The sequence below is a fragment of the Lentzea sp. NPDC055074 genome (assembly GCF_053608005.1).
Map to the genome: position 1 here is coordinate 614,972 of NZ_JBSGUQ010000001.1, position 23,810 is coordinate 638,781.

General features: G+C 71.5%; 16 protein-coding genes. 2 read left to right on the top strand and 14 right to left on the bottom strand.

Annotated elements, in window-relative coordinates; genetic code table 11:
- Window positions 1–82 precede the first annotated feature (82 nt).
- Window positions 83–2,323, top strand: coding sequence for an exo-beta-d-1,3/1,6-glucosidase (locus ACWF7A_RS02910; protein ID WP_452248691.1), 2,241 nt, complete (start codon window positions 83–85; stop codon window positions 2,321–2,323).
- Here ACWF7A_RS02910 and ACWF7A_RS02915 read toward each other — a convergent pair.
- From ACWF7A_RS02915 to ACWF7A_RS02965, 11 genes are all read right to left on the bottom strand, one after another.
- Complete coding sequence (locus ACWF7A_RS02915) at window positions 2,301–3,062, bottom strand: hypothetical protein (RefSeq protein ID WP_452248692.1); 762 nt, start codon at window positions 3,060–3,062, stop codon at window positions 2,301–2,303. The genes ACWF7A_RS02910 and ACWF7A_RS02915 overlap by 23 nt on opposite strands.
- Window positions 3,059–4,792: a class I SAM-dependent methyltransferase gene (locus ACWF7A_RS02920; protein WP_452248693.1), complete on the bottom strand. Its 1,734-nt coding sequence runs from the start codon at window positions 4,790–4,792 to the stop codon at window positions 3,059–3,061. The genes ACWF7A_RS02915 and ACWF7A_RS02920 overlap by 4 nt, the downstream gene beginning before the upstream one ends.
- The gene (locus tag ACWF7A_RS02925) at window positions 4,789–5,931 is read right to left on the bottom strand and encodes a glycosyltransferase (protein WP_452248694.1); all 1,143 of its coding nucleotides are present in this window, start codon (window positions 5,929–5,931) and stop codon (window positions 4,789–4,791) included. The genes ACWF7A_RS02920 and ACWF7A_RS02925 overlap by 4 nt, the downstream gene beginning before the upstream one ends.
- Complete coding sequence (locus ACWF7A_RS02930) at window positions 5,928–6,695, bottom strand: alpha/beta fold hydrolase (protein ID WP_452248695.1); 768 nt, start codon at window positions 6,693–6,695, stop codon at window positions 5,928–5,930. Before ACWF7A_RS02930 ends, ACWF7A_RS02925 begins: the two co-directional genes overlap by 4 nt.
- On the bottom strand, window positions 6,688–6,948 hold the full coding sequence (locus tag ACWF7A_RS02935) for an acyl carrier protein (RefSeq protein ID WP_036014077.1): 261 nt from the start codon (window positions 6,946–6,948) through the stop codon (window positions 6,688–6,690). The genes ACWF7A_RS02930 and ACWF7A_RS02935 overlap by 8 nt, the downstream gene beginning before the upstream one ends.
- On the bottom strand, window positions 6,948–10,613 hold the full coding sequence (locus ACWF7A_RS02940; protein WP_452248696.1) for a beta-ketoacyl synthase N-terminal-like domain-containing protein: 3,666 nt from the start codon (window positions 10,611–10,613) through the stop codon (window positions 6,948–6,950). Before ACWF7A_RS02940 ends, ACWF7A_RS02935 begins: the two co-directional genes overlap by 1 nt.
- A complete protein-coding gene (locus ACWF7A_RS02945) occupies window positions 10,601–17,230 on the bottom strand; it encodes an SDR family oxidoreductase (protein WP_452248697.1) in 6,630 nt (2,209 codons plus the stop codon). The genes ACWF7A_RS02940 and ACWF7A_RS02945 overlap by 13 nt, the downstream gene beginning before the upstream one ends.
- Window positions 17,231–17,426: 196 nt before the next feature.
- Window positions 17,427–18,521, bottom strand: coding sequence for an NAD(P)-dependent alcohol dehydrogenase (locus ACWF7A_RS02950; protein WP_452248698.1), 1,095 nt, complete (start codon window positions 18,519–18,521; stop codon window positions 17,427–17,429).
- Complete coding sequence (locus ACWF7A_RS02955) at window positions 18,518–19,306, bottom strand: hypothetical protein (protein ID WP_452248699.1); 789 nt, start codon at window positions 19,304–19,306, stop codon at window positions 18,518–18,520. The genes ACWF7A_RS02950 and ACWF7A_RS02955 overlap by 4 nt, the downstream gene beginning before the upstream one ends.
- A complete protein-coding gene (locus ACWF7A_RS02960; protein WP_452248700.1) occupies window positions 19,303–20,136 on the bottom strand; it encodes a protein-ADP-ribose hydrolase in 834 nt (277 codons plus the stop codon). Before ACWF7A_RS02960 ends, ACWF7A_RS02955 begins: the two co-directional genes overlap by 4 nt.
- Before the next feature lies 1 nt (window position 20,137).
- Entirely contained in the window at window positions 20,138–20,890 is a 753-nt protein-coding gene (locus ACWF7A_RS02965) for a nuclear transport factor 2 family protein (RefSeq protein WP_452248701.1), read from the bottom strand.
- Between the two features lie 55 nt (window positions 20,891–20,945).
- On the opposite strand from ACWF7A_RS02965, the gene ACWF7A_RS02970 reads away from it, so the two are divergent.
- Complete coding sequence (locus ACWF7A_RS02970) at window positions 20,946–21,761, top strand: AraC family transcriptional regulator (protein WP_452248702.1); 816 nt, start codon at window positions 20,946–20,948, stop codon at window positions 21,759–21,761.
- 207 nt (window positions 21,762–21,968) lie between these two features.
- Here the strand turns inward: ACWF7A_RS02970 and ACWF7A_RS02975 are convergent, their stop codons facing one another.
- From ACWF7A_RS02975 to ACWF7A_RS02985, 3 genes are read right to left on the bottom strand one after another with little or no spacing between them, the layout of a single operon-like run.
- Complete coding sequence (locus ACWF7A_RS02975) at window positions 21,969–22,838, bottom strand: aminoglycoside phosphotransferase family protein (protein ID WP_452248703.1); 870 nt, start codon at window positions 22,836–22,838, stop codon at window positions 21,969–21,971.
- Entirely contained in the window at window positions 22,790–23,350 is a 561-nt protein-coding gene (locus ACWF7A_RS02980) for a GNAT family N-acetyltransferase (protein WP_452248704.1), read from the bottom strand. Before ACWF7A_RS02980 ends, ACWF7A_RS02975 begins: the two co-directional genes overlap by 49 nt.
- A complete protein-coding gene (locus tag ACWF7A_RS02985; RefSeq protein WP_452248705.1) occupies window positions 23,347–23,796 on the bottom strand; it encodes a winged helix-turn-helix domain-containing protein in 450 nt (149 codons plus the stop codon). The genes ACWF7A_RS02980 and ACWF7A_RS02985 overlap by 4 nt, the downstream gene beginning before the upstream one ends.
- Window positions 23,797–23,810 lie beyond the last annotated feature (14 nt).

Below are 23,810 nucleotides of genomic sequence, written 5' to 3' on the forward strand. Positions count from 1 at the left end.
TCCGCGCGGAACCGGTTTCAGGTATCTACTGTGAGAGCGCTCCCATAGACGCTGCCGCCGCACGAGCCCTCTCGGAGACCACATGGATCGCGACGACGTGCCCTACCTCGACGCCACGCTGCCCACGCACGAGCGGGTAGCCGACCTGCTGGGCCGCATGACGCTGGCCGAGAAGGTCGGCCAGATGATGCAGCTGGACTCGAGGGAGGACCTGGACGACCACGTGCTGCGCAAGCACGTCGGGTCGATCCTGCACACCTCGCCGGAACGCGTGCTGCGCGCGCAGGACCTCACCACGCAGACGCGTCTGCGCGTCCCGTTGCTGATCGCCGAGGACTGCATCCACGGCCACTCGTTCTACGAGGGCGCCACGATCTTCCCGACGCAGCTCGGCATGGCCGCGAGCTGGGACCCGGAGCTCGTCGAGCAGGTCGCCCGCGTCACCGCCGTCGAGGCCGCCGCGACCGGCGTGCACTGGACGTTCTCACCGGTCCTGTGCATCTCGCGGGACCTGCGCTGGGGCCGCGTCGACGAGACGTTCGGCGAGGACCCGGTGCTGATCGGGGAGCTCGCGGCCGCCATGGTCCGCGGCTACCAGGGCGACGGCCTGGCCGACGAGACGGCGATCCTCGCGACCGCGAAGCACTTCGCCGGGTACTCGGAGACCCAGGGCGGGCGCGACGCGAGCGAGGCGGACCTGTCGCGGCGCAAGCTGCGCTCGTGGTTCCTGCCGCCGTTCGAGCGGGTCGCCCGCGAGGGTTGCGCGACGTTCATGCTCGGCTACCAGTCGACCGACGGCGTGCCGATCACGGTCAACTCGTGGCTGCTCGACGAGGTGCTGCGCGGTGAGTGGGGCTACAAGGGCACGCTCATCACCGACTGGGACAACGTCGGGCGCATGGTCTGGGAGCAGAAGCTGCAGCCCGACCACATGCACGCCGCCGCGGCCGCCGTGAAGGCCGGCAACGACATGATCATGACCACCCCGCAGTTCTTCGACGGCGCGTTGCAGGCCGTCGAGGAAGGCCTGCTGGCGGAGTCCGACCTCGACCGCGCGGTCACCCGCATCCTGACGCTGAAGTTCGACCTCGGGCTCTTCGAGAACCCCCGCAGGCCCGACGCCGAACGCCAGCGCACGATGATCAACCACGACGACCACGTGGCGCTGAACCTGCAGGTCGCGCGCCGGTCGCTGGTGCTGCTGCGCAACGACGGCGTGCTGCCGTTCGCGCAGTCCAAGGGCAGGATCGCGGTCGTCGGGCCGCTCGCCGACGACGCCCAGACCCAGCTCGGTGACTGGGCCGGGTCGTCCGGCCAGGCCGACTGGCTGCCCAACGGCCACCCGCGCGAGATGATCACGACCGTTCTCGACGGACTGCGCGAGCTGTCCTCGCAGGAGGTCACGTACGCCCGCGGCGCCGACATCCTCACGCTGGAGCCGGACCCCGAGGGCGACACGTTCCCCGACGGCCAGCCGCGCCCGCCGGTCGTGCGGCCCTGCGAGCCGGACGCGACCCTGATCGCCGAGGCCGTCGCGGCCGCCGAGGACGCGGACTACGTCGTCGCGGTCGTCGGTGACCTGATCGAACTGGTCGGCGAGGGCCGTTCCACCGCCACGCTCGACCTGATCGGCGGCCAGATCGCCCTGCTCGACGCGCTGGCCGCGACCGGCAAGCCGCTGGTCGTGGTGCTGCTCGCGTCGAAGCCGCTGGTGCTGCCCGCGTCCGCGCGCAACGCCGCCGCGCTGCTGTGGGCCGCGAACCCCGGCATGCAGGGTGGCCGCGCGATCGCCGAGGTGCTGCACGGGCTCGTCGAGCCGAGCGGCCGCCTGCCGATCTCGTTCGCGGCGCACGCGGGCCAGCAGCCGACCTACTACAACCAGATCCGCGGCCAGCACGGCACGCGCTACGCCGACCTGACGCAGGAACCGGCGTTCGTGTTCGGCGAGGGCCTGTCGTACACGACGGTCGAGTACGGCGACCTGCACGTCGAGACGGCGGTGCTGCGCCCGGACGAGACGGTCAAGGCCTCGATCACGCTGACCAACACGGGGTCGCGGCCCTCCCGCGAGACCGTGCAGGTCTACGTGAGCGACGCCGTGACGTCGGTCAGCTGGGCGGACAAGGAGCTCAAGACGTTCCGGCAGGTCGACGTGGAGCCCGGCGAGACCGTGAAGGTCGACCTGGAGCTTCCCGTCTCGGACTGCACGATCGTCGACGCGGCGGGGCTGCGCGTGGTGGAGCCCGGCGAGTTCGTCCTGCTCGTGGGTCCGAGTTCGAAGGACCTGCGCCGGGCCGAGTTCACCGTAAAGCCGTTGCCTTGAAGGGACCGGGACTGATCGTGAGGTAGCGGGGAGGGATCTCCACCGCCTTCGTGATCGCCTTCTTCACCGCCGGGACCAGGTCCGCGTCGACGAGTGCGACGGCGGGCCTGCCCGGCGGGTCCACCAGCATGGCGGCGCCGCGTGCGCCGGCCTCCAGCGCGGCCTGGACGACCGCGTCCTGCTCGGGGTCCGGGTCCTGGGCGCGGTGGTACGCGGTCAGCGCGGCCCCGAGGTCGTCGAAGTCCTGCTCGTACGGCCGTTCCTCCTGCGGTTCCTCGCGCCGGATCCGGGTGTCGACCACGAGCAGCCGCTGGCCGGGCAGGTCGAGCGTTCCGGGGCCGGGCCCGGCGCTCTCACCGAGCGCGAGTGCGACGGCCGCGTCGAGCGCTTCGCTCGCGGACAGCCCACTGCCGTGCGGCAGGTCCACGCTGCACATCAGCGTGGCGCCGCCCCTCGCCCGCACACCTCGTGCCCAGGCCGGCACGTCGTCCGACGGCAGCACGGCGCGTTCGGCGGGGCGGTTCACCGACACGAGCTCCAGCACGCCGTCGTCGCGCAGGTCCCCCGCGACGATCGCGCCCCACCTGGCGGGCACCCGGACGGCGCCGCCCAGCAGGTTCAGCACTCCCGGCGCGTACCAGACGCCCTGCGCCGGCCTGCCGAACGTGCGCCGGAACGCGTGCGGCACCAGCCTGAGCTCGGGTGCGAGCTCGGGCCGGTCCGCGATGTCGACGGTCATGACTTGCGCGCCAGCAGCCGGTAGGCGTTGCCGTTGCCCGTGCGGGCGGCGAGGAAGCGGTTCACGGTCTGGTCCAGGGCCAGCGCGACGAAGAACGCCGGGATGCCCAGCGACCACACCAGGAAGCTGCGGGTGCGGCGCAGCCGCACCTTCCCCGGACGCCACGGGGCGGGCGTGCGGGGTGCCTTGTCACCGAGCCACAGCAGCAACGCCAGCGTGAAGTCGTTGCAGAGATGAGCTTCCTTGCGTTCGGTGGCCACGGTGGTCAGTCCGCGGTCGGCCAGCGCGTGTTCGAGGTTGCCGATCGGCATCATGTGCTGGTGCTGCGGCTGGAACCACGGCATCCAGTACTGGCCGAACAGCCTGCCCAGCCGCCATTCCGGGTCCGGCAGCTCGATCAGCAGGTAACCGCCTTCGGGCAGCACGTCCGCGGCGATGTCGAGCTCCTCCCACGGATCGCGCACGTGCTCCAGGTAGTGGTGCATGCTGATCACGTCGTACTGGCCCTTGAGCTCGCCCGCGAAGTCCTTGAAGCTGCCGCGGTAGGCGTTCTCGATCCGGCCGAGCCTGGCGGCCTCCTCGATGGCCGCGCCCTGGTCGAGGCCGTCGAACCTCGTCTGCGGCAGCACCTCCTTGGCTCCCAGGCAGAAGTGCGCATGTCCGGAGCCGACGTCCAGCCAGCGTCCGGGTTTCGTGAACGGCTCGACCATGCGCGCGCGGCCGTAGTACGGGTCGGTCTTGCCGGAGAACACCGCCTCCGCCGACGCCTCGCCGAGGCCGTCGTAGAAGTCGCGGTAGTAGAAGCCGAGTCCTTCCTCGGTCAGCCGCGGGTTCTGCCAGACGTGTCCACATCGGACACACCGGTCCATCGTGAACGTGCCGGGCTTGCGCTGCACCAGGTCCGACGCGGTGACCCAGCGGCGCAGGTCCGTGCTGCCGCACGACGGGCAGTTGTCGCGCGGTGCCTCGTGGAAGTTCCGGTCGCGGTTCTGCTCGTACCAGGGTCCGGCCTGCTCGAGCTGTGCGGCCTGACGGAGCTCGGCCGTGGACTTCTTGCCACCGGAGGTCTTGAACCACAGGTACGGCGTCCTCACGACGCGCGGCACCCACAGGTCCCGCGGCTTGAGCGGCGTGCCGGCGAACACGAGGATCGGATGCGCCCAGTAGGCGGCCAGCGCGACGAGACCCCACTGCCAGTTCGTGATCAGGGCCGCGGCGACCGTCGCGTACCCGATGACCGAGCCCGCGATCCACAGCGAGGGCCGCTTGCCCAGAGACCTGAGGGTCGCCGCGCGGTACCCGAGGTCGTACGGCCCGGCCTCGAGCCCCGGCGCGACCGCGATGTCGACCTTCGCGTGCACGTGGTCCTTGACCCTCCGCACGTACGCGATGAACTCGGTCGGGTCGTCGGGGCTCACGTCCTCGCGGTACTTCTCCCGCACCAGCACGGCCTGCGAGGCGCTGATCCCGCGCGCCCACTGGTCGTCGCGGTACCTACCGGGGTCGACGGCGCCGAGCAGGTCCAGCGCCGCCACCGCGGGCAGGTCGCGCGGCACCAGGTCGACGAGATCGTCCTCGGTCTCCCACGAGCCCTCCGGACGTACTCCGGTGGCGGTGAGAAGCGAGTGCTCGCCCGCGCCCGGCGCGAGCACTCGCAGCTTGGACGCGCGGGACCGCAGGCGCAGCACGTCCAAGAGGACGACCAACACCACCACGACGGTGAGAATCACCCGGCCACCACCTTCTCCAGTCGGTCGGCCGCGGCTGCCGCGCCGCCTGCCGCCAGGAACGATTCGCGCACCCTGTCGGCGGCGGCCGCGTACTCCGGCTCGTCCAGGACCGATTCCAGTGCGCTTCGGATGTCTGCCGCCCGTGCTCGTGAGTAGGTCAGCCGGACGCCCGCCCCGGCCTCGACGACCTGGGCGGCGACGGTCGGCTGGTCGTCCCGGATCGGGGCCACCACCAGCGGCAACCCGTGTGCCAGCGCCTCGCAGACCGTGTTGTGGCCGCCGTGCGTGACGACGGCGTCCAGGTGCGGCATGAGAGCGAGCTGCGGGACGGAGGGGAGCATCAGGACGTTGGGAGGTGCGGGCCGTGGTTCGGCGACCATGACCACGCGGACCGGTAGACCGGTGACCGCTTCCAGAGCCTGGCCGAGGAAACGTTCGCCGGCGGGGCCGTTGAGGGTGCCGAGGGAGACGAGGACGCACCGCTCCGGTGTGCGGGCTCCCCTCACCAGCCATTCCCACGGGAACCCGACGCGCTCGACCCGGTGGGCGAGCGCCGGTCCCACGAAGACCACCTCGTCCCCGAACTCCTCCCGCACCAGCGCCGCCGAGCTGTACACCAGCACCAGCCGGTCGGAGAACCTGATGTCGCCACCGGCGAAGTCGTGCAGCAGGTCCCGCACCCAGGCGTCGACCTTCGGCATCGTCCTCAGTGGATTGACCAGCTCCGCGGAGGTGCTCGCCGACGTCACCCACGGCAGTCCGGCCTCGCGCGCCACCAGCGGTCCCGCCAGCGCCTGCTGGTCGGCGACGACCACGTCCGGGCCGAACCGGGCCACGGCGTCCGTCACCCCCGGCACCATCGAGTGCCCCAGCGGGATCAGGAACTCCTCCCAGAAGAACTTGAGCACCGCCATCCCCCGCAACGCGAGCCAGCGCTCCCGTTGCGCGCGGATGCCGGCTTCCAGGTCGTCGTCGATCGCGGGGAAGACGCGTGCGCCGTCGGGCAGCAACGGCGCGAGCGTGCCGGGATGCCCGACCCACGCGACGTCGTGCCCGCGCGCCAGCAGCTCGCCGCCCACGGAGGCGGTCGGGTTGACGTGGCCGGTCAGCGGCGGCACCACGAACAGGAACCGGCTCATGACGGCAGCCAGTCGAGCAGCACGTCGAGCAGTTCGGTGGTGGCCTCGCGCAGCACCGTGTGCCCCAGCCCGGAGACCACGTGCAGGCGGCACGACGGGATGCGCTCGCGCAGTTCGGCGGCGGCCCCGATCAGCTCGGACTCGGCGCCGTAGACGCCCAGCACCGGGCACCGGACCTGGGTGAGGTCGAGCTTCGCGCCGGAGCCGAGGTCGTCGATCAGCGTCGTGCCGTTGAGCAGCGCGTTCGCGTTGACGGCGAGCTTCGCGATCTTGCGCTGGCCCAGTGCCATCAGCTGGTCCTGCGTCCGGTCGAACTCCAGTCCCAGGGCGGCGACCGTCAGCGTGTTCGTGATGTCCTCGAACCACGCGTCGCCGACCACTCCCCCGACCGCCGACTCGACCAGCACGACACCGCCGACGCGTTCGGGCGCCCGGACGGCCGCGTGCATGGCGACGACACCGCCGTAGCTGTTGCCCAGCAGGAAGACCGGTTCGGTGACACCGATCCCGTCCAGCACGGCGACCAGGTCCTCGGCGCTCTCCTCCGGCGTGTAGCCGTCGGGAGGCCGCTCGGACAGGCCGTGCCCGCGCAGGTCGAACAGCACCGTGCCGAACCCGGCCTTCGCCAGCGGCGCGGCGAGCGTGTAGTAGAAGCTCGACAGGTTGTCCATGACCAGGCCGTGCACGAACACCACGGTCGGCGCGCCGGTGGGGCCCAGCCGCTGCACGTGGAAGCGCAGCCCTCGGGCCTGGACGTCAGACACGAGCCGTGATGTGGTCGACGAGCCGGCCGACGGACATCGCCATGATCTCGTCGATGTCCATGTCCGCGAGGAACGCGACGAGGTCGACGCCGTAGTGGGCGTTGAGCTTGTCCGCGAGCGCCACGAACTCGATCGACTCCAGGCCCAGGTCGTCGCTGAACGTGGTGTCGCGGGTGATCTCCACGCCCAGCAGGAAGTCCGGCCCGACCACCTCCGTGATCAGCTTGGCGACCTGCTGCAGCACCTCGTCCATCAGATCTCCGTTCGCACGCGGGCCGCGGCTCGCCCTGGTTCACTCGTCACTTCGACGCGCGGGACGGCGAAGGCCCCGCGCACCCGTCCGTCGGCGGTCACGGTCAGCTCCGCCGGGTAGACCGGACCGGCCCCGCGCGCCCACAGCCACGTGCGCACGGCGTCCTTCACCGCGATCACGCGCAGCAGCCGGTCGCGCTGGGCGGGCACGTCCAGGTCGCCGTAGTGGTGGCGCTCGGCGGAGTTCAGGTACCGGCGCATGATCAGGTCGCGGGTCGCGCTGTCGGACCAGTTCTCGCTCACCCGCAGCCACTCACCGTCCTGCGTGGAGAGGATCTCGGTACCTGGCTTGAGCTTGACCTGCCAGATGCGGTCGTCCGTCGTGAAGCGGCGGGTGGTCCAGCCGGTGATCCGGCACCACAGCACACCGTTCACGGTCAGCTCGGCGTCCGCGACCATCACCTGGCCGGTGACCTCGCGGATCCACGCGGTGCACCGGACGTCGCCCGTCGGCGCCGGTCCGTGGAAGGTCACCCGCTCGATCCCGGTCGGCAGCACCGTCTGGTCCTCGGTGCGACAGACCTGCATCCAGTGGCCGATCAGCTGCCCGGCGCTGTCGAGCAGCGCTCCGGGCGCGGGCAACGGCGTCAGCACGCCCGCGATTCCGTTGTCCGCCAGGCAGTCGATCTTCGTGACCCCCGCGAACGCCGGTCCGTGGAACATCCAGTTGTCCCGGTACAGCTCGGCGGCGGTCACCGGTGCCTCTCTGACGCCTTCGAGCACCTCGCCGACCGGGTCGGGAGTCTGCGGGGACATCAGCACGACGCCCTCGGCGTAGTCGCCGACCTTCACCGTGACCCGGTTCGGGCTTTCGGCGCGGGCGGAGATCTTGACGGTCGTCGCGGGCAGTGCGGTGAGCCAGCGCTTGGCCTTGACCTGCGCGAACCCGTGCACGGTCCCGCCGGTGAGCCGGCGGGCGGCGTCCGCGAACACCTCCAGCAGCCCGGTCGCGGGCACGATGGGGAAGCCGTCGGCCAGGTCGGGCCAGCCCGGTGCCTGCGGGAACACCGAGTGGTCGACGAGCTCCGGCATGGTCCGCAGGGAGAACTCGCGGGTGAAGCCCGCCTCGTTCGGCCGGAGGGCGCCGGCGACCTCGCGTGCGACGGCGTTGGTGTGGGCCAGGAGTTTGTTGACGGCGGCGGACATCGGGCTGTCGTCGGCGACCAGCACCGGTTCGGTGCCGAGCGGGTCGAGCCTGAGTTTCGGTGTGCCGAGCCGGAGCTTGACCTTGTGGGCCGTGCCGCGCTTGAGCCCGAAGGCCCACAACGCCTCCGGCGCGATGTCGGCGTTCACCGCGATGTGCGGTCGGGCGGCGAGCGTGTCACCGACGAAGCCCGGCAGGCTGCCCTGTCCGATTTGGACGAACGCGCGGAAACCCGCGCCGTGCAGGCGTTCCAGCAGGGGACGGAAGCGGACGGGCTCGACCAGGTGACGCAGGACGAGCTCGCGGACGTCGTCGGCGGCCATCGGTTCGAGGGAGTTCGCCGACCACACCGGGATGTCCGAGGTGCGGACCGGCAGCTGGTCGAGCATCTCCTTGGCGCGCCCCAGGTACGGGGCGAGCGCCGGGGTGTGGAAGCCGGTGCGGAACGGCATCAGCTGCGCCATCACGCCGTTCGCCTTGAGCGTCGTGAGGACGGCTTCGAGGCGGTCGATCGGGCCGCAGATCACCGACTGGTGCGGGCAGTTGTCGTGGCTGATCGTGACGCCGTCGACCAGGTACCGCTCGGCCGTGTCGGCCGAGCACCCCAGTGCGGCGTAGGCGATGTCGACGACCGCGACCGCGCCGGGCCCGAGCGCGGACACGAACTGGTCGATCGTCGGGTAGATGCCGCCGACGACCATCGCGGTCCACTCGCCCATGCTGTGCCCGGCGAGGGCACCCGGGGTGATGCCGAGCGCCATGAGCTCGCGGGCCTGCTTCCGGCCGTCCTGCAGGAGTCCGACGGCGTGGTCGACGACGTCGCCGGTGAACTCGCGTTCGAAGCCGGGGAACACGAACGCGACCTGGTCGGTGCTGCTCAGCAGCGGCTGCGGGCTGAACCAGATGTCGTGGCGGCCGGGCCACGCCTTGCCCTGGGCCAGAACGCGTTCTGCGAGCTTGAGCTTGCGCTCGTCCGGGGTGCCGATGGCGAGCCGGAACGCCCTGTCCGCGGTGGAGGTGCGACGTTCGGCGAGCGCCTTCGCCAGTTCCTCGGCCGTGTCGGCGGCGAACGTCATCACCGGCTTGCGCGGCGTGGCGATGGTGTGGCCGTCGAGGACCGCGTGGGCGTTGATCCCGCCGAACCCGAACGCGTTGACGACCGCGCGGTGCCGTCCGGTCCACTCGCGAGCGGTCGTCACGGGCGTGAACCGGGTGCCGGCCAATCTGCTGTGCGGGTTCTCGACGTGCAGGGTCGGCGGAAGCGTGTTGTGGTGCAGGGCGAGCGCGGCCTTGATCAGCCCGGCCATCCCGGCGGCGGGCATCGCGTGGCCGATCATCGACTTGACCGTGCCGATGCCGATCTCGTCGCCCTGCTCGCCGAACGCGGTGATCATCGTCTGCAGCTCGGCGGCGTCACCGGCGGGCGTGGCGGTGCCGTGCGCCTCGATCAGCCCCGGCGCCTTCTCCCTGGGATCGAGCCCGGCGCTGGCCCAGGCCCGTCGCACGGCGAGGAGCTGGCCTTCGGGGTTGGGCGTCATCATGCTGGTCGCGCGGCCGTCGCTCGCGGTGCCGATGCCGCGGATCACCGCGTACACCCGCTCGTCGCCGACGTCCTCCAGCCGCTTCAGCACGACCATGCCGACGCCCTCGGACAGCAGCGTGCCGTCCGCACTCGCGTCGAACGGCCGGATGCGCTCGGTCGGGCTCAACGCCCGGAGCTGGGTGAAGACGCTCCACAACGTCGGGTGGTGGCAGACGTGGACGGCGCCGGCGAGCATGGCGTCCGCGCGGCCCTCCTGGAGCTCGCGGACGGCGTGCTCGACGGCGACCAGCCCGGACGCGCAGGCCGCGTCCACGGTGTAGGCCGTGCCCTTGAGGTCGAACCGGTTCGCGATGCGCGACGCCGCGAGGTTCGGCACCAGCCCGATCGACGCCTCGGGCTGCTCCGGTCCGAGCCGATCGCGGATGGCCTGGCGCACCGTGTCGAGCTCGTTGCCCCTGAGGTTCGGGAAGAGGTCCTTCACCACCGAGACGACCTCGTCGGCGAGCCGGACCTTCTGGTCGAGCCGCGCACAACCGGGCGTGAGGTACCCGCCCCGGCCGACGACGACCCCGACGCGGTCTCGCGACGGCAGCGCGCTTTCCCCACCGGCGTCGGCGATGGCCTCCGCGGCCGTGGCGAGGGCGAGCAGCTGGTCGGGCTCCGCCCCGTCCACGGTGGACGGCATGATGCCGAACCGCGTCGGGTCGAACTCCGCGAGGTCGTCGACGAACCCGCCCCGGCGGCAGTAGAACCGGTCGCCGGTCCTGCTGTCCTGGTCGTAGTAGGTGGCCGGGTCCCAGCGGCCGGGCGGGATCTGCCCGATGGCGTCGACGCCGCCCGCGATGTTGCGCCAGAACGTCGCCGCGTCCGGTGCTCCGGGGAAGACGGCGCCGATCCCGACGATCGCTATGCCTCCCATCGGTAGACCACCTGCGCGTCCTGCCCGTTCGCGATCTCGTTGAGCAGCGCCTCGACACCCTGCTCCGGCTGGATCAGCGGGATCCCGCGCCGCGCGTACTCGTTCGCGAGCCCGACGGCCATGCCCGCCCCGGCCCAGGGGCCCCAGTCCACGGCGACGACCCGCCGCTGCGCACCCCAGAACCGCGCCATCCGGTCGAGCGCGTCGTTGGCCGCCGAGTAGTCGGCCTGCCCGCGGTTCCCGAACACTCCGCTGACACTGCCGAACAACACCAGGAACCCGTCCCCGAACGCCTTGGCCCCGTTGACCTTCGTCGCCCAGACCCGGTCGAACGACTCCTGCGTCTTGGCCTCGATCAGCTTGTCGTCCAGCACCCCGGCGCCGTGCACGACCCCGTCGAGCCTGCCGAACCGGGCCTTGATGTCGTCGACGACCCTGGCCACGGCCTCGGCGTCGGTGACGTCGCACTCGTGGTACCGGACACTCGACGCCTTGGCGCGCAACCGTTCCATCGTGGTGCGAACCTCGCGCTCGGCGAGGACCTTGCGCGCCTTCGCCGGGACGTCCGTGGTCTCGCCGATCTCGAACAGCGCCTTCACGACCTCGGGTTCGGTGGTCGCGTGGCTCAGCCGGTGGTCCTCCGGGGTTGTCGGCGTGCGGCCGATCAGCTCGATGTGACACCCCGTGCGGTCGGCCAGTTCCTGTGCGGCGAGTGCGGTGATGCCACGTGCTCCACCGGTCAGCAGCACCACGCTGTCGGCGTCGAGGGTGAGGTCCGCGGGCGGGAGCTCGGCCTCGATCGCCTCGATGACCTGCCGCCGGCCCGCGTGGTACCCGACGACCGCCGGGCCGGGCCCGATCTCGGCGAGCAACGCGGTGGCGATGTCGCGGTGGCTCTCCTTGGGGTTGACGTCGACCGAGCGGACCACGAGGTCCGGGTACTCGAGCGCGGCCGTGCGGATCAGCCCGTGCAGCCCGATGTCGGCGGGCAGCTCGTCGGGCTGGTGGTCGAAGCCGAACGTGCCCCCGCCCGTGGTGACCACGACGAGGGCGATCCCGTTGGTCACGCAGGCCTTGACCTCGCTGAACGCCTCGGGCAGCTGAGCGTGCAGCCGGACCACGACGTCGACGCCCTCGAGGTCGGCCGGGAACGACGGCTCGACGCGGGGACGGGCGGTGTGGCGCTCCAGGAGGTCGGCGAGCTCGAGGCCGATGCCGTTGTCGTCGATGATCAGGACGGTCTTGCCGGTGAGGTCGGTGGGGGCGGCGGGGTCCGCCGCCACGACCTGGGGGACGAGGCGGACGAGCCTGCCGGACTTGCCCGCCGGCAGCGCCGGAGCAGGCAGCGCCGAGGCAGGCAGCGCCGATGCAGGCAGCGCCGAGGCAGGTGCGGCGGTGGTGACGGCCGGTGTCTCGCCGAACCAGCCGACGATCCCCTCGATCGTCTTCAGCTGCGCCAGCTCGTCGACCGACCCCACGGCACCGAGCTCCTGGGCCAGCTCACCCACGATCTCGGCGCGCTTGATCGAGTCGATCGACAGGTCCGCTTCCAGGTCCAACCCCGGCTGCAGCATCTCCACCGGGTAGCCCGTGCGCGTGCTGATCGTCTGCACCACGATTGTCAGAATGTTGACAATCGGCTTGTTGACAATCCGCTTGTCACCATGCGGACTGTCGACGTTCGACACGGCGACGTGCTGAGGTCCGCCCGAGGCGGCGAACCACCCGACGATGCCCTCGATGGTCTTGAGCTGGGCGAGTTCGTCCACCGAACCGGCAGCGCCCAGCTCGGCCACCAGCTCCCCGACGATCTCGGTCCGCTTGATCGAGTCGATCGACAGGTCGGCTTCCAGGTCCAGCCCGGGCTGGAGCATCTCCGCCGGATAACCGGTGCGAACGCTGATCGTCCGCAGCACCACCGAGGCGACGTCCTCCTGCTGCCCGGCGGCGGGCGCGGCCACCGGGACAACCGGCTGGTCGATCACCTGCCGGGACACCGGGCCCGTGCGCGGGGAAGGCACCGACGCGGGCTCCGTGCCGAGGTAGCTCAGCAGCACGTCGCGCTGCGCGCTCACCGCGTCCCGCATCCCGTCCAGGAACTTCTCGATGATCTCGTCGCGCCCCAGCCCCGATCCCACCCTCAGGGTCGGGAACTCCGTCGCGGGCCTCAGCCCGCCGGGCAGAGCGTCACCGTTCGCGTCCCGCACGAGTCCTCCATCCACGTACCAGCCCGGCCGTGGCGGCACCGCCGTGGCGGGTTCGGCCCTGTCCTCGAAGAGCGGTGCGGTGTCGACCTCGACACCGGCGACGGCCAGCGCTGCCAGCGTGCGCAGGAACGTCACGTGGTCGTCGCAGCGCAGCGCCTGGTGCGGGCGGTCGCCCAGGGTCTTGCCCACCAGGGACGTCAGGACGCCGCCGGGGCCGGCCTCGACGAAGATCCGGGCGCCCGCCGCGTACATCGACTCGATCTGGTCCACGAACCGCACCCGGCCCGCCAGCTGCGCGGACAGTCCTGACGCCACGTCGGAATGCGGCTCGGCGGACACGTTCGACCACACCGGGAACCGCGGCGAGCCGAGGGGGACGTCGGCCAGGCGGGCGGCGAAGCGGTCGCGGGCTCCGGCCATCAGCGGGCTGTGGAACGCGGCGGCGACCGGGATGTTCTTCACGGTCAGACCCGCTCCCCGAAGCACCTCGACGGCACCGTGCACCGCCGAAGTAGGGCCCGAGATCACGACCTGGTCGGGCGCGTTGTGGTTGGCCACCACGACATCGGGCGGCAACAAGGCTTCGACCGAGGCGACCGGCGCGCTCACCGCGGCCATCGTGCCGGGGTCCTCGCCGACCGCCTCCAGCATCGCCTCGGCCCGCGCCGCGCTCAAGGACAGCAGGTCGGAGGAACCGAAGACGCCCGCCGCCGACAGGGCGACCAGTTCGCCGTAGCTGTGGCCACCGGCCAGATCCGGCCGTATGCCAACGGATTCCAGCAACGACGTCACCATGAGCCCGGCGATGCCGAGGGTCGGCTGGGCGTTGCGGGTGTCGGTGATCGCCGCGCGTTGCCGCGCCACGTCGTCCGCGGTGAGTGCGGCGGGCGGGTACATCACCTGTTCGTAGCGGGAGTCGAGGAAGTCCTGCAGTCGCGGGAAGGCCGTGACCAGGTCGAGCAGCATGCCCGGTCGCTGGCTGCCCTGGCCGGGGTACAGGAACGCGACCTGCGGCCGCTCCCCCGTCCGCAGCGACACCACGGCCGACGAGCGCCAGGCCTCCACGTCCTCCAGCGCCTTGAACAAAGCCGAGTGGTCGCTGACCACGAAAGCCGCCTGAACCGTGCCGGTGCCGCAAGCCGCGGCCAGCGAACGCAACGGTGTGCGCGCATCGACCAACGCACGGAGCCGCAAGGCTTCCCGTTGTGCGGCGGCGTGGTCGTCACCGCGGATCAGGAACAGCTCGGCGGGCCACGCGGTCAGGCCGTGGCGGGGTTCGTCGGCGCCGCTGTAGCCCGCGATCACGGTGTGGAAGTTCGTGCCGCCGAAGCCGAACGCGCTCACGCCCGCGACGCGGTGTGAGCTGGCCCAGGTGCGGTGACCGAAGGCGAACGGGCTCGTGGCGGCGTCCCAGAAGGCGTTGGGCTGCTTGACGTGCAACGTGCCGGGACGCACGCCGGTGTGCACGGCCAGGGCGGCCTTGATCACGCCCGCCAGGCCCGCGGCGCACTTGGTGTGGCCGATCTGCGACTTCACCGAGCCGATCGTGCACGTGCCGGGCTCGACGCCGGAGAACATCTCGGTCAGCGACGCGAGCTCGGTCCGGTCACCCACCACGGTCCCGGTGCCGTGCGCCTCGACCAGGCCGACGTCGGTGACGGGCAGTCCGGCCGACGCGTAGGCACGGCGCAGGGCGCGTTGCTGGCCCTCGGGTCGTGGTGCGGTCAGGCCCATCGAACGGCCGTCGCTCGACGCACCGATGCCCTTGATCACCGCGTAGACCCGGTCACCGTCCCGTTCGGCGTCGGCGAGGCGCTTCAGCACCACGGCCGCGACGCCCTCGCCCAGTGCGATTCCGTCGGCCGCCGAGTCGAACGTGGCACAACGCCCCTTGGCGGACAACGCCTTGACCGACGCGAACATCTGGTAGTCGTGGGCGCTGTTGTGCAGGTCGACCGCGCCGCACAGGACCATGTCGCTGGTACCGCCGACGAGCTCCTTGCACGCCACGTCGAGCGCGGCGAGGCTGGAGGCGCAGGCCGCGTCGACGGTGTAGTTCGCGCCGCCGAGGTCGAGCCGGTTCGCGATCCGGCCGGCGATCACGTTGCCGAGCACGCCGGGGAACGAGTCCTCGGTGAGCTTCGGCAGGTGGTCGTCGAGATCGCTGATCCCCAGCGCGGGCAACGCGGTGCGGACCGTGTAGGCGTTCGCGAGGTCGGCACCGGCTTCGGCGCCGAAGATCACCGACGTGCGTTCGCGGTCGAACACCCGCGTCGCGTACCCGGCGTCCCGCAGTGCCCGCGCCGACACCTCGAGAGCCAGCAGCTGGGCGGGTTCGATCGAGGTCAGGGAAGCGGGCGGGATGCCGAACGCCAGCGGGTCGAAGGCCGTGCGCGGCAGGAAACCGCCTCGGGTGAACGGGCTGCCGTAGCGCTCGGGTGACCAGCGGTCGGGCGGGATCTCGGTGATGGAGTCGGTGCCCGCCAGGACGTTCGCCCAGAACTCGGCGACGTCGCGGGCGCCCGGCATGATCGCGGCCATGCCGACGATGGCGACGTCGAGCGGTTCGGCGACGGCAGCGTCGGCACCTGTCTCGGGCAGCACCCCGGACACGATGTCCTCGTGCAGCGCGGCGATCGTGGTGCGGTCGGAGCGCAGCGTCGCGACCTGGCCGATCATGAACATGCCCTCGCGGCGCTGCTCGTCCTCCCCGACCGGCACCAGACCGCTCTCGTCGCGGACGAGACCGCGGCTCGCGAGGCGGAGCCGTCCCAGGTTGAGCTGTTCGAGCCGCTCCCAGCTCTCCTGCTTCGACAGCCCGGTGAGCTCGGCCCGCGCCTGCTCGAACGTGTCCACATAGGACGTCTGCGCGCAGCGGACGGCGTGGCCGGGCGAGGTCTCCAGCAGCGCGGTGTCCTCGCACTCCAGCGCGACCTGCTGGAACACCGGCTGGATCGCGCCGTGCGTCACGGCCTCCTCGGTGAACAGGTAGGCCGTGCCGACGAGCACGCCGATCGCCGCGCCCCGCGCCGCGAGTGGTGCGGTCATGGCGGAGATCATCGCGGCCGAGCGGGCGTCGTGGATGCCGCCGGCGAAGAGCGCGACGACGTCCTTCTCACGTCCGCGCAGCACGTCGATCTGCTGCTGCCACAGCGTGAAGCTGGTCCGGGGACCGGTGTGGCCGCCGCACTCCGATCCCTCGAAGACGAACTTGCGCGCGCCCTCGTCGAGGAACCGCCGCAGCAACGCGGGCGAGGGCACGTGCAGGAACGCCTCGATGCCCGCGTCCTCCAGCTCACGAGCCTGCGCAGGGGTGCCTCCGGCGACGATCGCGTACCTCGGCCGGACGGCCAGCACGGCCTCCATCTGCCGCGCCCGCAGCTCCGGCGGGGCGAAGCCGAGCAGGCCCACGCCCCACGGTCGTTCGCCGAGTTTCGCCGCGGTGTGGTCCAGCAGTTCGCGGACCGCCGGACCCTCCATCAACGCGAGCGCGAGGAACGGCAGCGCACCCCCTTCGGCGACGGCCGCGGCGAACGCGGGCTGGTCGCTGACGCGGGTCATGGGGCCCTGCGCGATCGGGTACCGCAGGCCGGGGACGCGGTCGCAGAACGGCCCGCCGGACCGGATCGGACGGTGCTCACCCGCCAGGGTGAGATTGTCCCGAATGCCCCGCGTTATCGCGCCGACGACACCTCCGACGGTCCCGAACGAGTTACGGTAGAAATCAGCCAGTGAACCTTCTTGACCAATTTCGAGCGTGTTTTGACGAACATGGACGCGTAACCCGTCGTTCACGACGGTGTCGGCGCCGTCCATCATCCGGACCGCGTTGACAATTTCGCCGGAAATATGTTTTCGGGCCTCAGCGAGGAGTGTGAGCTGGCCTTCCAGCACCACTCCGCGAGCGCCTCCCGCGAGGGCGGCGGCAGCCGTGTCAGGGCCGATGGATCCGGCCACCCAGACAGGCAGATCGGTCACCGCGAGCACCTGTTGGAGCAACACGAACGCGGGTGAACCACCCACTCGGCCGCCTGACTCGGCACCCTTGGCGATCAAGCCGGTGGCCCCGAACTCGATCGCCGCAACGGCCTCCGCCACCGAGGTGATCACGGCCAGAACGGCGCGTTCACCCAGCTCAGCGAGGTTCGGGACATACCGAACGAGATCCACTACGACGGTGTCGACGGCGTCCGGCAGGGGCACCGTCAGCGGTCCGTGCAGCCGCACGCCGAAGGCACGCGGGTGACGCCTGGCGACACGGCCGAGGTCGGCGGCGGCGTTCGGCCCGAGGTCGAGCACGCCGAGTCCGCCCGCTCGTTCGGCCGCGACCACGAGGGCCGGGTTGGGGGTGCCGAAAGGGCTCAGGCACAGCACCCGTTCTCGATCCGTCAGCATGTTCACTGCGCTCACTTCCTCACCCGGCAGGGGTGGGGAGAAAGGAATTCAGCTAGGGTTCCTACTGGCCGGTACGGTTACCGAGCGCTCACCGTACGCACAAACCCGATGCGGCGTCGAGGGGGGTGGTGAAACTTTCTCACATACGTAACCTGACGAATGGACCCGGATGGCGGGGCGTCTTAGCCCGGTTCGCGGATAGCGCGACGTGCTATGGCATCAGCAGCACCGGCTTGATCACCTCGCCCGCTTCCGAGGCGCGCAGCGCGTCCCCGACGCGGTCGAACGGGAAGTGCGTGACGAGCTCGTCGAAAGGGAACCTGCCCTGCCGGTGAAGATCGATCAGCGCCGTGATCAGCGACGTACCGCGCCCCTCTCCGCCGAGCACACCGACGACGCGTTTGCCCCACAACGTGCTGAGGTGGTCCAGTTCGACACGCGCCCCCGCCGGCGCTCCCCCGATCAACGCGCACACCCCGCGCATGCCCACCGAGTCGACCGCCTGCCGGCACACCGCCACGGAACCGGTGCACTCCAGGCTGAAGTCCGCGGGCCCGCCGCAGATCTCGTGCACCGCCGCGACGGGGTCGTCCACGGCGACGTTCACCGTGTCGGTCGCGCCGAACCGGCGCGCCGTCGCGAGCCGGGACTCGTGCCGGTCCACGGCGATGATCCGGGTGGCCCCGCTGCTGACCGCGGCCATGATCGCGGCGAGACCGACCGTGCCGGCGCCGTAGACGACGAGGGCCGAACCGGCGTGCGGCTTCAGCACGTTCAGCACGGCGCCCGCACCCGTGGACAGCCCGCACGCCATGGGCCCCAGCAGCTCCAACGGCCCGTCGACCGGCACGAGGCCGCGGTGGGGCACGATCGCGTGCGTCGCGAACGACGACTGCCCGAAGAAGTGGCTCGCCAGCGGCGATCCGTCCAGCCCGCGCAACGCGGTCGACCCGTCGTCACGGCCGCCGCCGACCAGCAGGTCTCCCAGCCGCAGGCAGTACCGCGGCTGGCCGTCGAGGCAGTTGCGGCACTCGCCGCACCACGGCCAGCCCAGCACGACGTGATCCCCCTCCGCCACCCCGGACACACCGCGCCCGACCGCCTCGACGATCCCCGCGCCCTCGTGGCCGAGCACCCCGGGCAGCGGGAACGGCAGGTCGCCGTGGCGGGTGATCGAGTCCGTGTGGCAGATCCCCGCCGCCACGACCCGGACCAGCACCTCGCCGTCCCGCGGCTCGTCGAGCAGCACCTCGCGCAGCTCGAACTCGCCGTGCCTCTCCCCCACCACGGCCGCCGTGATCCTCATGCCAGCACCTCCGTCACGTCCGCCCGCACGCCCAGGGCGCGTCCGGCCAGATCCGCCGGCACCTCGGCGTGGTCCCGGTTGATCCGCACCAGCCGCGCGCCCGGCAGCGCCCGGACCACCGACTCGACCGGGGAGCGGATGACCCCGGGAGTGCTGTACCCGGCGCCGATCTCGATCACGAGCACGCCGTCCTCCAGCCAGTCGCGCAGCCGTTGCCCGGCGGGCGCGTAGTGGTCGGGCACGTACTCGGGTCCCTTGTGCACGTTGAGGAACACCTCTCTCCCGCAGCGCGGGCACGACGGCACGGCGGTGGCCTCGCCCGTCGAACGGTCGTAGGTGGCGAGCGCGGCCTCGACGATCGGCCTGCTCGGCCAGGTCTCGCGGGTGCACGGCGTTTCGCACTGGTACCGCCCGTAGTCGCCCTGGGGAGTCCAGATCCGGTCCTCCGCGAACCCGTTGCGCTCGAACAGTCCGTCCACATTGGACGTCAGGACGAAGTGGTCGCGCGCGCCGACCAGGTCGCGCACACGCTCGTACACCGGGTTCGGCTCCTCGCCGAACCGGATGTCGTCGACGTGCACGGACCAGTAGCCCCACAGCAGACGGGGCGGCAGCGGCAGCCCGATCAGCTGGTACCGCGCCCACAGGCCCTTCTCGTGCAGAACCGGGAAGAGCTCGGCGAACCGTTCGGTGTCCGAGTAGTCGTAGCCCGCTGCCGCCGAGAGTCCGGCGCCCGCCGCGACCAGCACGCGGTCGGCCTCGTCCAGCCACTTCTCCAACGTCACAGCAACTCCCCGTACACGGTCTCGTCCTCAGCGCTGAACGCCACGAACACCACGCGGTCGAACCGGCCCGGGTGCGCGGAGAGCCAGTCCCGGACCGTGCCGAGCGCGACCCGCGCGGCCGGCCGCTTCGGGAACCCGAAGATCCCCGTGCTGATGCCGCTGAACGCGACCGTGCGGATCGCCTCGACCTCGGCCGCGAGATCCAGGCAGGCCCGGTACGAGTCGGCGAGCGCGGATGCGTGGGCGGGCAGCAGGGGCCCGTGCACGATCGGGCCGACGGTGTGCAGCACGAACGACGCGGGCAGGTGGTAGCCGCGGGTGATCTTCGCGGTGCCGGTCGGTTCCGGGGCGCCCTGCAACGCCATGATCCGCCGGCAGTCCGCCCGCAACCGCGGTCCGGCGGCGTGGTGGATCGCGTTGTCGACGCAGGGGTGCATCGGCCGGAAGCAGCCGAGCATCGCGTCGTTGGCGGCGTTGACGATCGCGTCGGCCCTCAGCCGCGTGATGTCCCCGCGCCACACCGAGATCGGCCCGGGCAGGTCCCGCGCGTCGGCCAGCTGCTGCCGTTCACCGCCGAGCACCGCGTCGAGCACGGCCAGGAGCTCCGGGTCGAAGGGCGCCGGTTCACGGACGGTCAGCACCGCCCGCAGCGTCCGCCGCCGTTCGTCCGCGCTGCCGGGCAGGCGGAACGGGCGGACCCACGGGTCGTCGCCGAGCATGCGCAGGGCGAGGCTCGTCAGCGGGTCCAGGTCGGCGGCGGGCGCACTGAGCGGGCGGAAGGGCTCGTCCAGTGCGACCGCGCGCCGGTAGCCGGGCAGGGTCGTGAGCACGTCAGAACAGTCCGTTGGCGTGCGGCAGCGCCGCGGGGATCGGCGCGATGACGTCCCAGTGCTCGACGATCCTGCCGTCCTGGACGCGGAACAGGTCCCAGTACGCGACGGGCTCGCCGAACTCGCCTTCCGACTGCAGCAGCACGAGGTCGCCCTCGGCCACGACCTGGTGCACGGTCTTGTAGACCAGGTTCTTGCCCTGCTGCGCCCAGTTCGCGGCGGCGGCGCCGAACCCGTCGAGCCCGTCGGCGGCCTCCGGGTTGTGCTGCAGGTAGGTCTCGGTGGAGATGTAGTCGGTGAGCACGGAGTAGTCGGCGTCCTGCAGGATCCGCTGGGCGAACTCCTCGACCAGCGCGCGGCTCTCCTCGGTGCCTTCCGCCGCGGGCCGCGCGGCACCGTCCGTCTGGGACCGTCCACTCGCGGTGGTCGTGACGACGGGCGTGAGCGCGTCCCAGTGCTCGGCGAGCTTGCCGTCCCGCACGCGGAACAGGTCGAACGCGACCAGCGGCTCCGGCCCGAAGCCGTGGTAGACGCCGTGCAGCGCGACGAGATCGCCGTCCGCGATCACGCGGGCCGGTTCGTAGCGGAAACCTTCGGGGAGGTTCGCGACGAGGCCCTTCAGCGCCTCGGGTCCGTCCGCGACGAGTGCGCTGTGCTGGCGGTAGTCCGGCGCCACCCAGCGGTCCACAGCGGACGGGTCCTTGTCACCGAAGAGTTCGCCGGCGGCCTTGAGCACGAGTTCCTTGTTGTCCATGGCTCACACAGTGCTCCCCCGACCGCCTCCGATCGAGGTAGGATCACGCCTCACCATGGTCAGAAGTGGACAGGTCGCGCAGTTCGGCTTCAGCAACCCCGATCGCGGGCAGCTGGGCCTGGAAGCGCTCGACCTCGGCGTGCTCCGCCGCCGTCTCACCGAGGACACGCTGACGAAGGTGCACCGCACCGACTTCCACCAGCTCTTCCTCTTCACCGCGGGCACCGGCACCACCATGGTCGATTTCGTGGACCACCCGTGTTCCCCCGGCACGCTCCTGCACATCAGCCCAGGCCGCGTGCTCCGCCTGCCGACGGGCTCGGCGGAGGCGTCGATGGTGCTTTTCACCCCGGCGTTCCCGCCGCCGGTGCTCGACCCGTTCGGCCCGGTGCTGCACACGGTCCCGAAGGCGGAGCTGGCGGTCTTCAGCCGGGCCGTGCAGGAGCTGCGGCAGGAGTACCGCCGCAACCTGCTGACGGGCGAACCGGTCGACCTGCTGCGCCAGCTGCTGGGCGCGCTGCTGCTGCGCGTCGCCCGGCTACCCGGTGACACCCCGAGGCACGACCACCGGTTCGAACGGTTCCAGCAGGAGCTGGAGCGGTCGTTCAGCGAGACGCGCAACGCCGCCGAGTACGCGGCGCGGATCGGCTACTCGACGCGCAGCCTGAACCGCATCTGCCTGGCCGCGACCGGGCAGTCCGCGAAGGCGTTGATCGACGCGCGGGTGACGCTGGAGGCCAAACGGCTGCTCGTGCACACCTCGCTGTCGTCGGCCGCGGTCGGGCATCGGCTGGGGTTCAGCGAGGCCACGAACTTCACGAAGTTCTTCACCCGCGAGACGGGACTGTCACCCGGCGCGTTCCGCGAGTAGCCGGGCCAGGCGCCCACCGGTGTGCGGGCTGACCGCGTCGGTCGTCGAGATGTCCCCCGTCCAGCCGGCGCACCACCGACCACCGCTACGGGTGGTCCTGCGTCAGCAGGTGGCGTGGCCGGTGCCGCGGTCCGGTCAGCCGAAGGCCGTGCCGGCGAGGGAACCGGTCGCGGATCAGTCCGTCCACAAGGGACGCTTCGAGGCGCATCAGTCGTCCCAGCCCGGACAGAGCTGGTCGAGCGTGCGGCTGGCGATCCCCGCGAGGAACTTGTTCGTGTCGCGGTAGTAGGGCAGCGCGAGCACAGCGAGGTGCAACACCCACCCCTGCGCCCGAACCCAGGTGGCATCGTCCAACCCGACCTCACGCCGGAACTGCTTGCGCCCGCGTTCGTCGAGGTACATCCACGCGGTCATCAGGTCCGCGGCCGGATCACCGACCCCCGCGCTCCCCCAGTCGATCACCCCGCTCAGCTCGCCACCGGTGAACAGCAAGTTGCCCTCGTGCAGGTCGGCGTGCAGCCAGCGCGGTGGCCCGGACCACCGAGGGGCAGCCAGCGACTCCTCCCACAAACCCGTGAGCAGCGGACTTCCGCCGATCTGGTCGATGCACCGCCGGACGGCCTCGTCGTCCGCCTCCGCGTCCAGCCGCCCACGACCGGTGGTCCACGGCCTGCCGCTCGCGTCGATCCCGTGCAGCGCGAGAACCAGCTCCGCCAGCCGGAACGGCGTGTCGTCACCCACCGCCTCGAACGGGGCGGTCTCGCCGTCGAGCCAGCGCACCACCGACCACTGGTACGGATAGCCCTCCCCGGGCGAGCCCAGTTCCCGCGGTTCCGGTACCGCGACCGGCAGGTGCGGCGCGACCAGCGGCACGATCGACGCCTCCACGGACGCCGAGTCCCTCGCCCACTCACGGCGCGGCAGGCGCACGGCCAGGTCGTCGCCCAGCCGGTACATCGCGTTGCTGGTGCCGCCGTGGGCGACCTCGCGGACCGGCAGGTCCTGCCAGCGCGGGAACTGCGTGCGGATCAGGTCGCGCACGAGAGCCACGTCGGTGGCGGTCTCGCCGTCGAGCATCGATCAACTCCCCCAGAGGTGAGCCTCGCATGCAACACCGAGTCCCCGACCGGGGCAACTCCTTTCTCGAACGGCAGCGGCCCGGACGGCGGGACCGTCACGTCGAACAACGGCGTGTAGCCCGCGGCGAGGTAGAGGCCGCGCGCCTCGGGCTGGCGTGGCCCGGTGGTCAGGTACACGCGCTGGTAGCCGAGCCGGACGGCCTCGTCCTCCAGCACCTCCAGGACGCGCCGCGCGAGGCCCTGGCGGCGGTGCGCGGAGTGGGTCCAGATGCGCTTCAGCTCCGCCGTCTGCTCGTCGTAGCGCCGGAACGCCCCGCCCGCGACGGCGACGCCGCCGCGCAGCAGCACCATCAGCCGTCCGCCGGGCGGGGTCAGGGACTCGTCCGGGAAGCGCTCCATCCGTTCCCGCGCGGCCTGGCCGTACCTGCTCACGTACTCCCGCAGCAGGTCGGCCATCATCTCCGCGACCTCGGGAGCGTCCGGCCTGGTCCAGTGGATCTCGTCGGTCACCCGGCGCGCCGGTCCGCCAGCCGTACCACGTTCGGCGAGCGCTCCACGCGGACGCGCGCGCTGGAGGCGACCAGGTACCCGACACCGCGCACGGTCTGGATGACGTCCGCGTCACCGAGCTTCTGCCGCACCCGCCGGACGTGCACGTCGACCGTGCGGGCTCCGCTGTAGTCGTCGTTCACTCCCCACACGGTGGCGAGGAGCTCGCGGCGGCGATGCACCCGGTCGGTGTGCTCGCACAGGTGCAGCAGCAGTTCGAACTCCAGCCGCGTCAGCTCGACGGGCTTCTCGTGCAGCAGGACCTGTCTCGTGTCGGGCAGGACGCGGACGTCGACCTCCTCGACGGCCGCCTCGACCGCGGGTACCAGGCCTGATTCCCTCAACGCGCCGAGCAGCCGCAGCGCGGTGTCCTCGTCCTCGGTGTCGATGGTGATGCTGAACCTCATGACGGAGAACCTCC

Coding starts and splice junctions, on each gene's coding strand:
- ACWF7A_RS02970 (WP_452248702.1), top strand. CDS start 20,946: ATGGTCAGAAGTGGACAGGTCGCGCAGTTCGGCTTCAGCAACCCCGAT.
- ACWF7A_RS02985 (WP_452248705.1), bottom strand. CDS start 23,796: ATGAGGTTCAGCATCACCATCGACACCGAGGACGAGGACACCGCGCTG.
- ACWF7A_RS02975 (WP_452248703.1), bottom strand. CDS start 22,838: ATGCTCGACGGCGAGACCGCCACCGACGTGGCTCTCGTGCGCGACCTG.
- ACWF7A_RS02950 (WP_452248698.1), bottom strand. CDS start 18,521: ATGAGGATCACGGCGGCCGTGGTGGGGGAGAGGCACGGCGAGTTCGAG.
- ACWF7A_RS02925 (WP_452248694.1), bottom strand. CDS start 5,931: ATGAGCCGGTTCCTGTTCGTGGTGCCGCCGCTGACCGGCCACGTCAAC.
- ACWF7A_RS02965 (WP_452248701.1), bottom strand. CDS start 20,890: ATGGACAACAAGGAACTCGTGCTCAAGGCCGCCGGCGAACTCTTCGGT.
- ACWF7A_RS02910 (WP_452248691.1), top strand. CDS start 83: ATGGATCGCGACGACGTGCCCTACCTCGACGCCACGCTGCCCACGCAC.
- ACWF7A_RS02940 (WP_452248696.1), bottom strand. CDS start 10,613: ATGGGAGGCATAGCGATCGTCGGGATCGGCGCCGTCTTCCCCGGAGCA.
- ACWF7A_RS02915 (WP_452248692.1), bottom strand. CDS start 3,062: ATGACCGTCGACATCGCGGACCGGCCCGAGCTCGCACCCGAGCTCAGG.
- ACWF7A_RS02935 (WP_036014077.1), bottom strand. CDS start 6,948: ATGGACGAGGTGCTGCAGCAGGTCGCCAAGCTGATCACGGAGGTGGTC.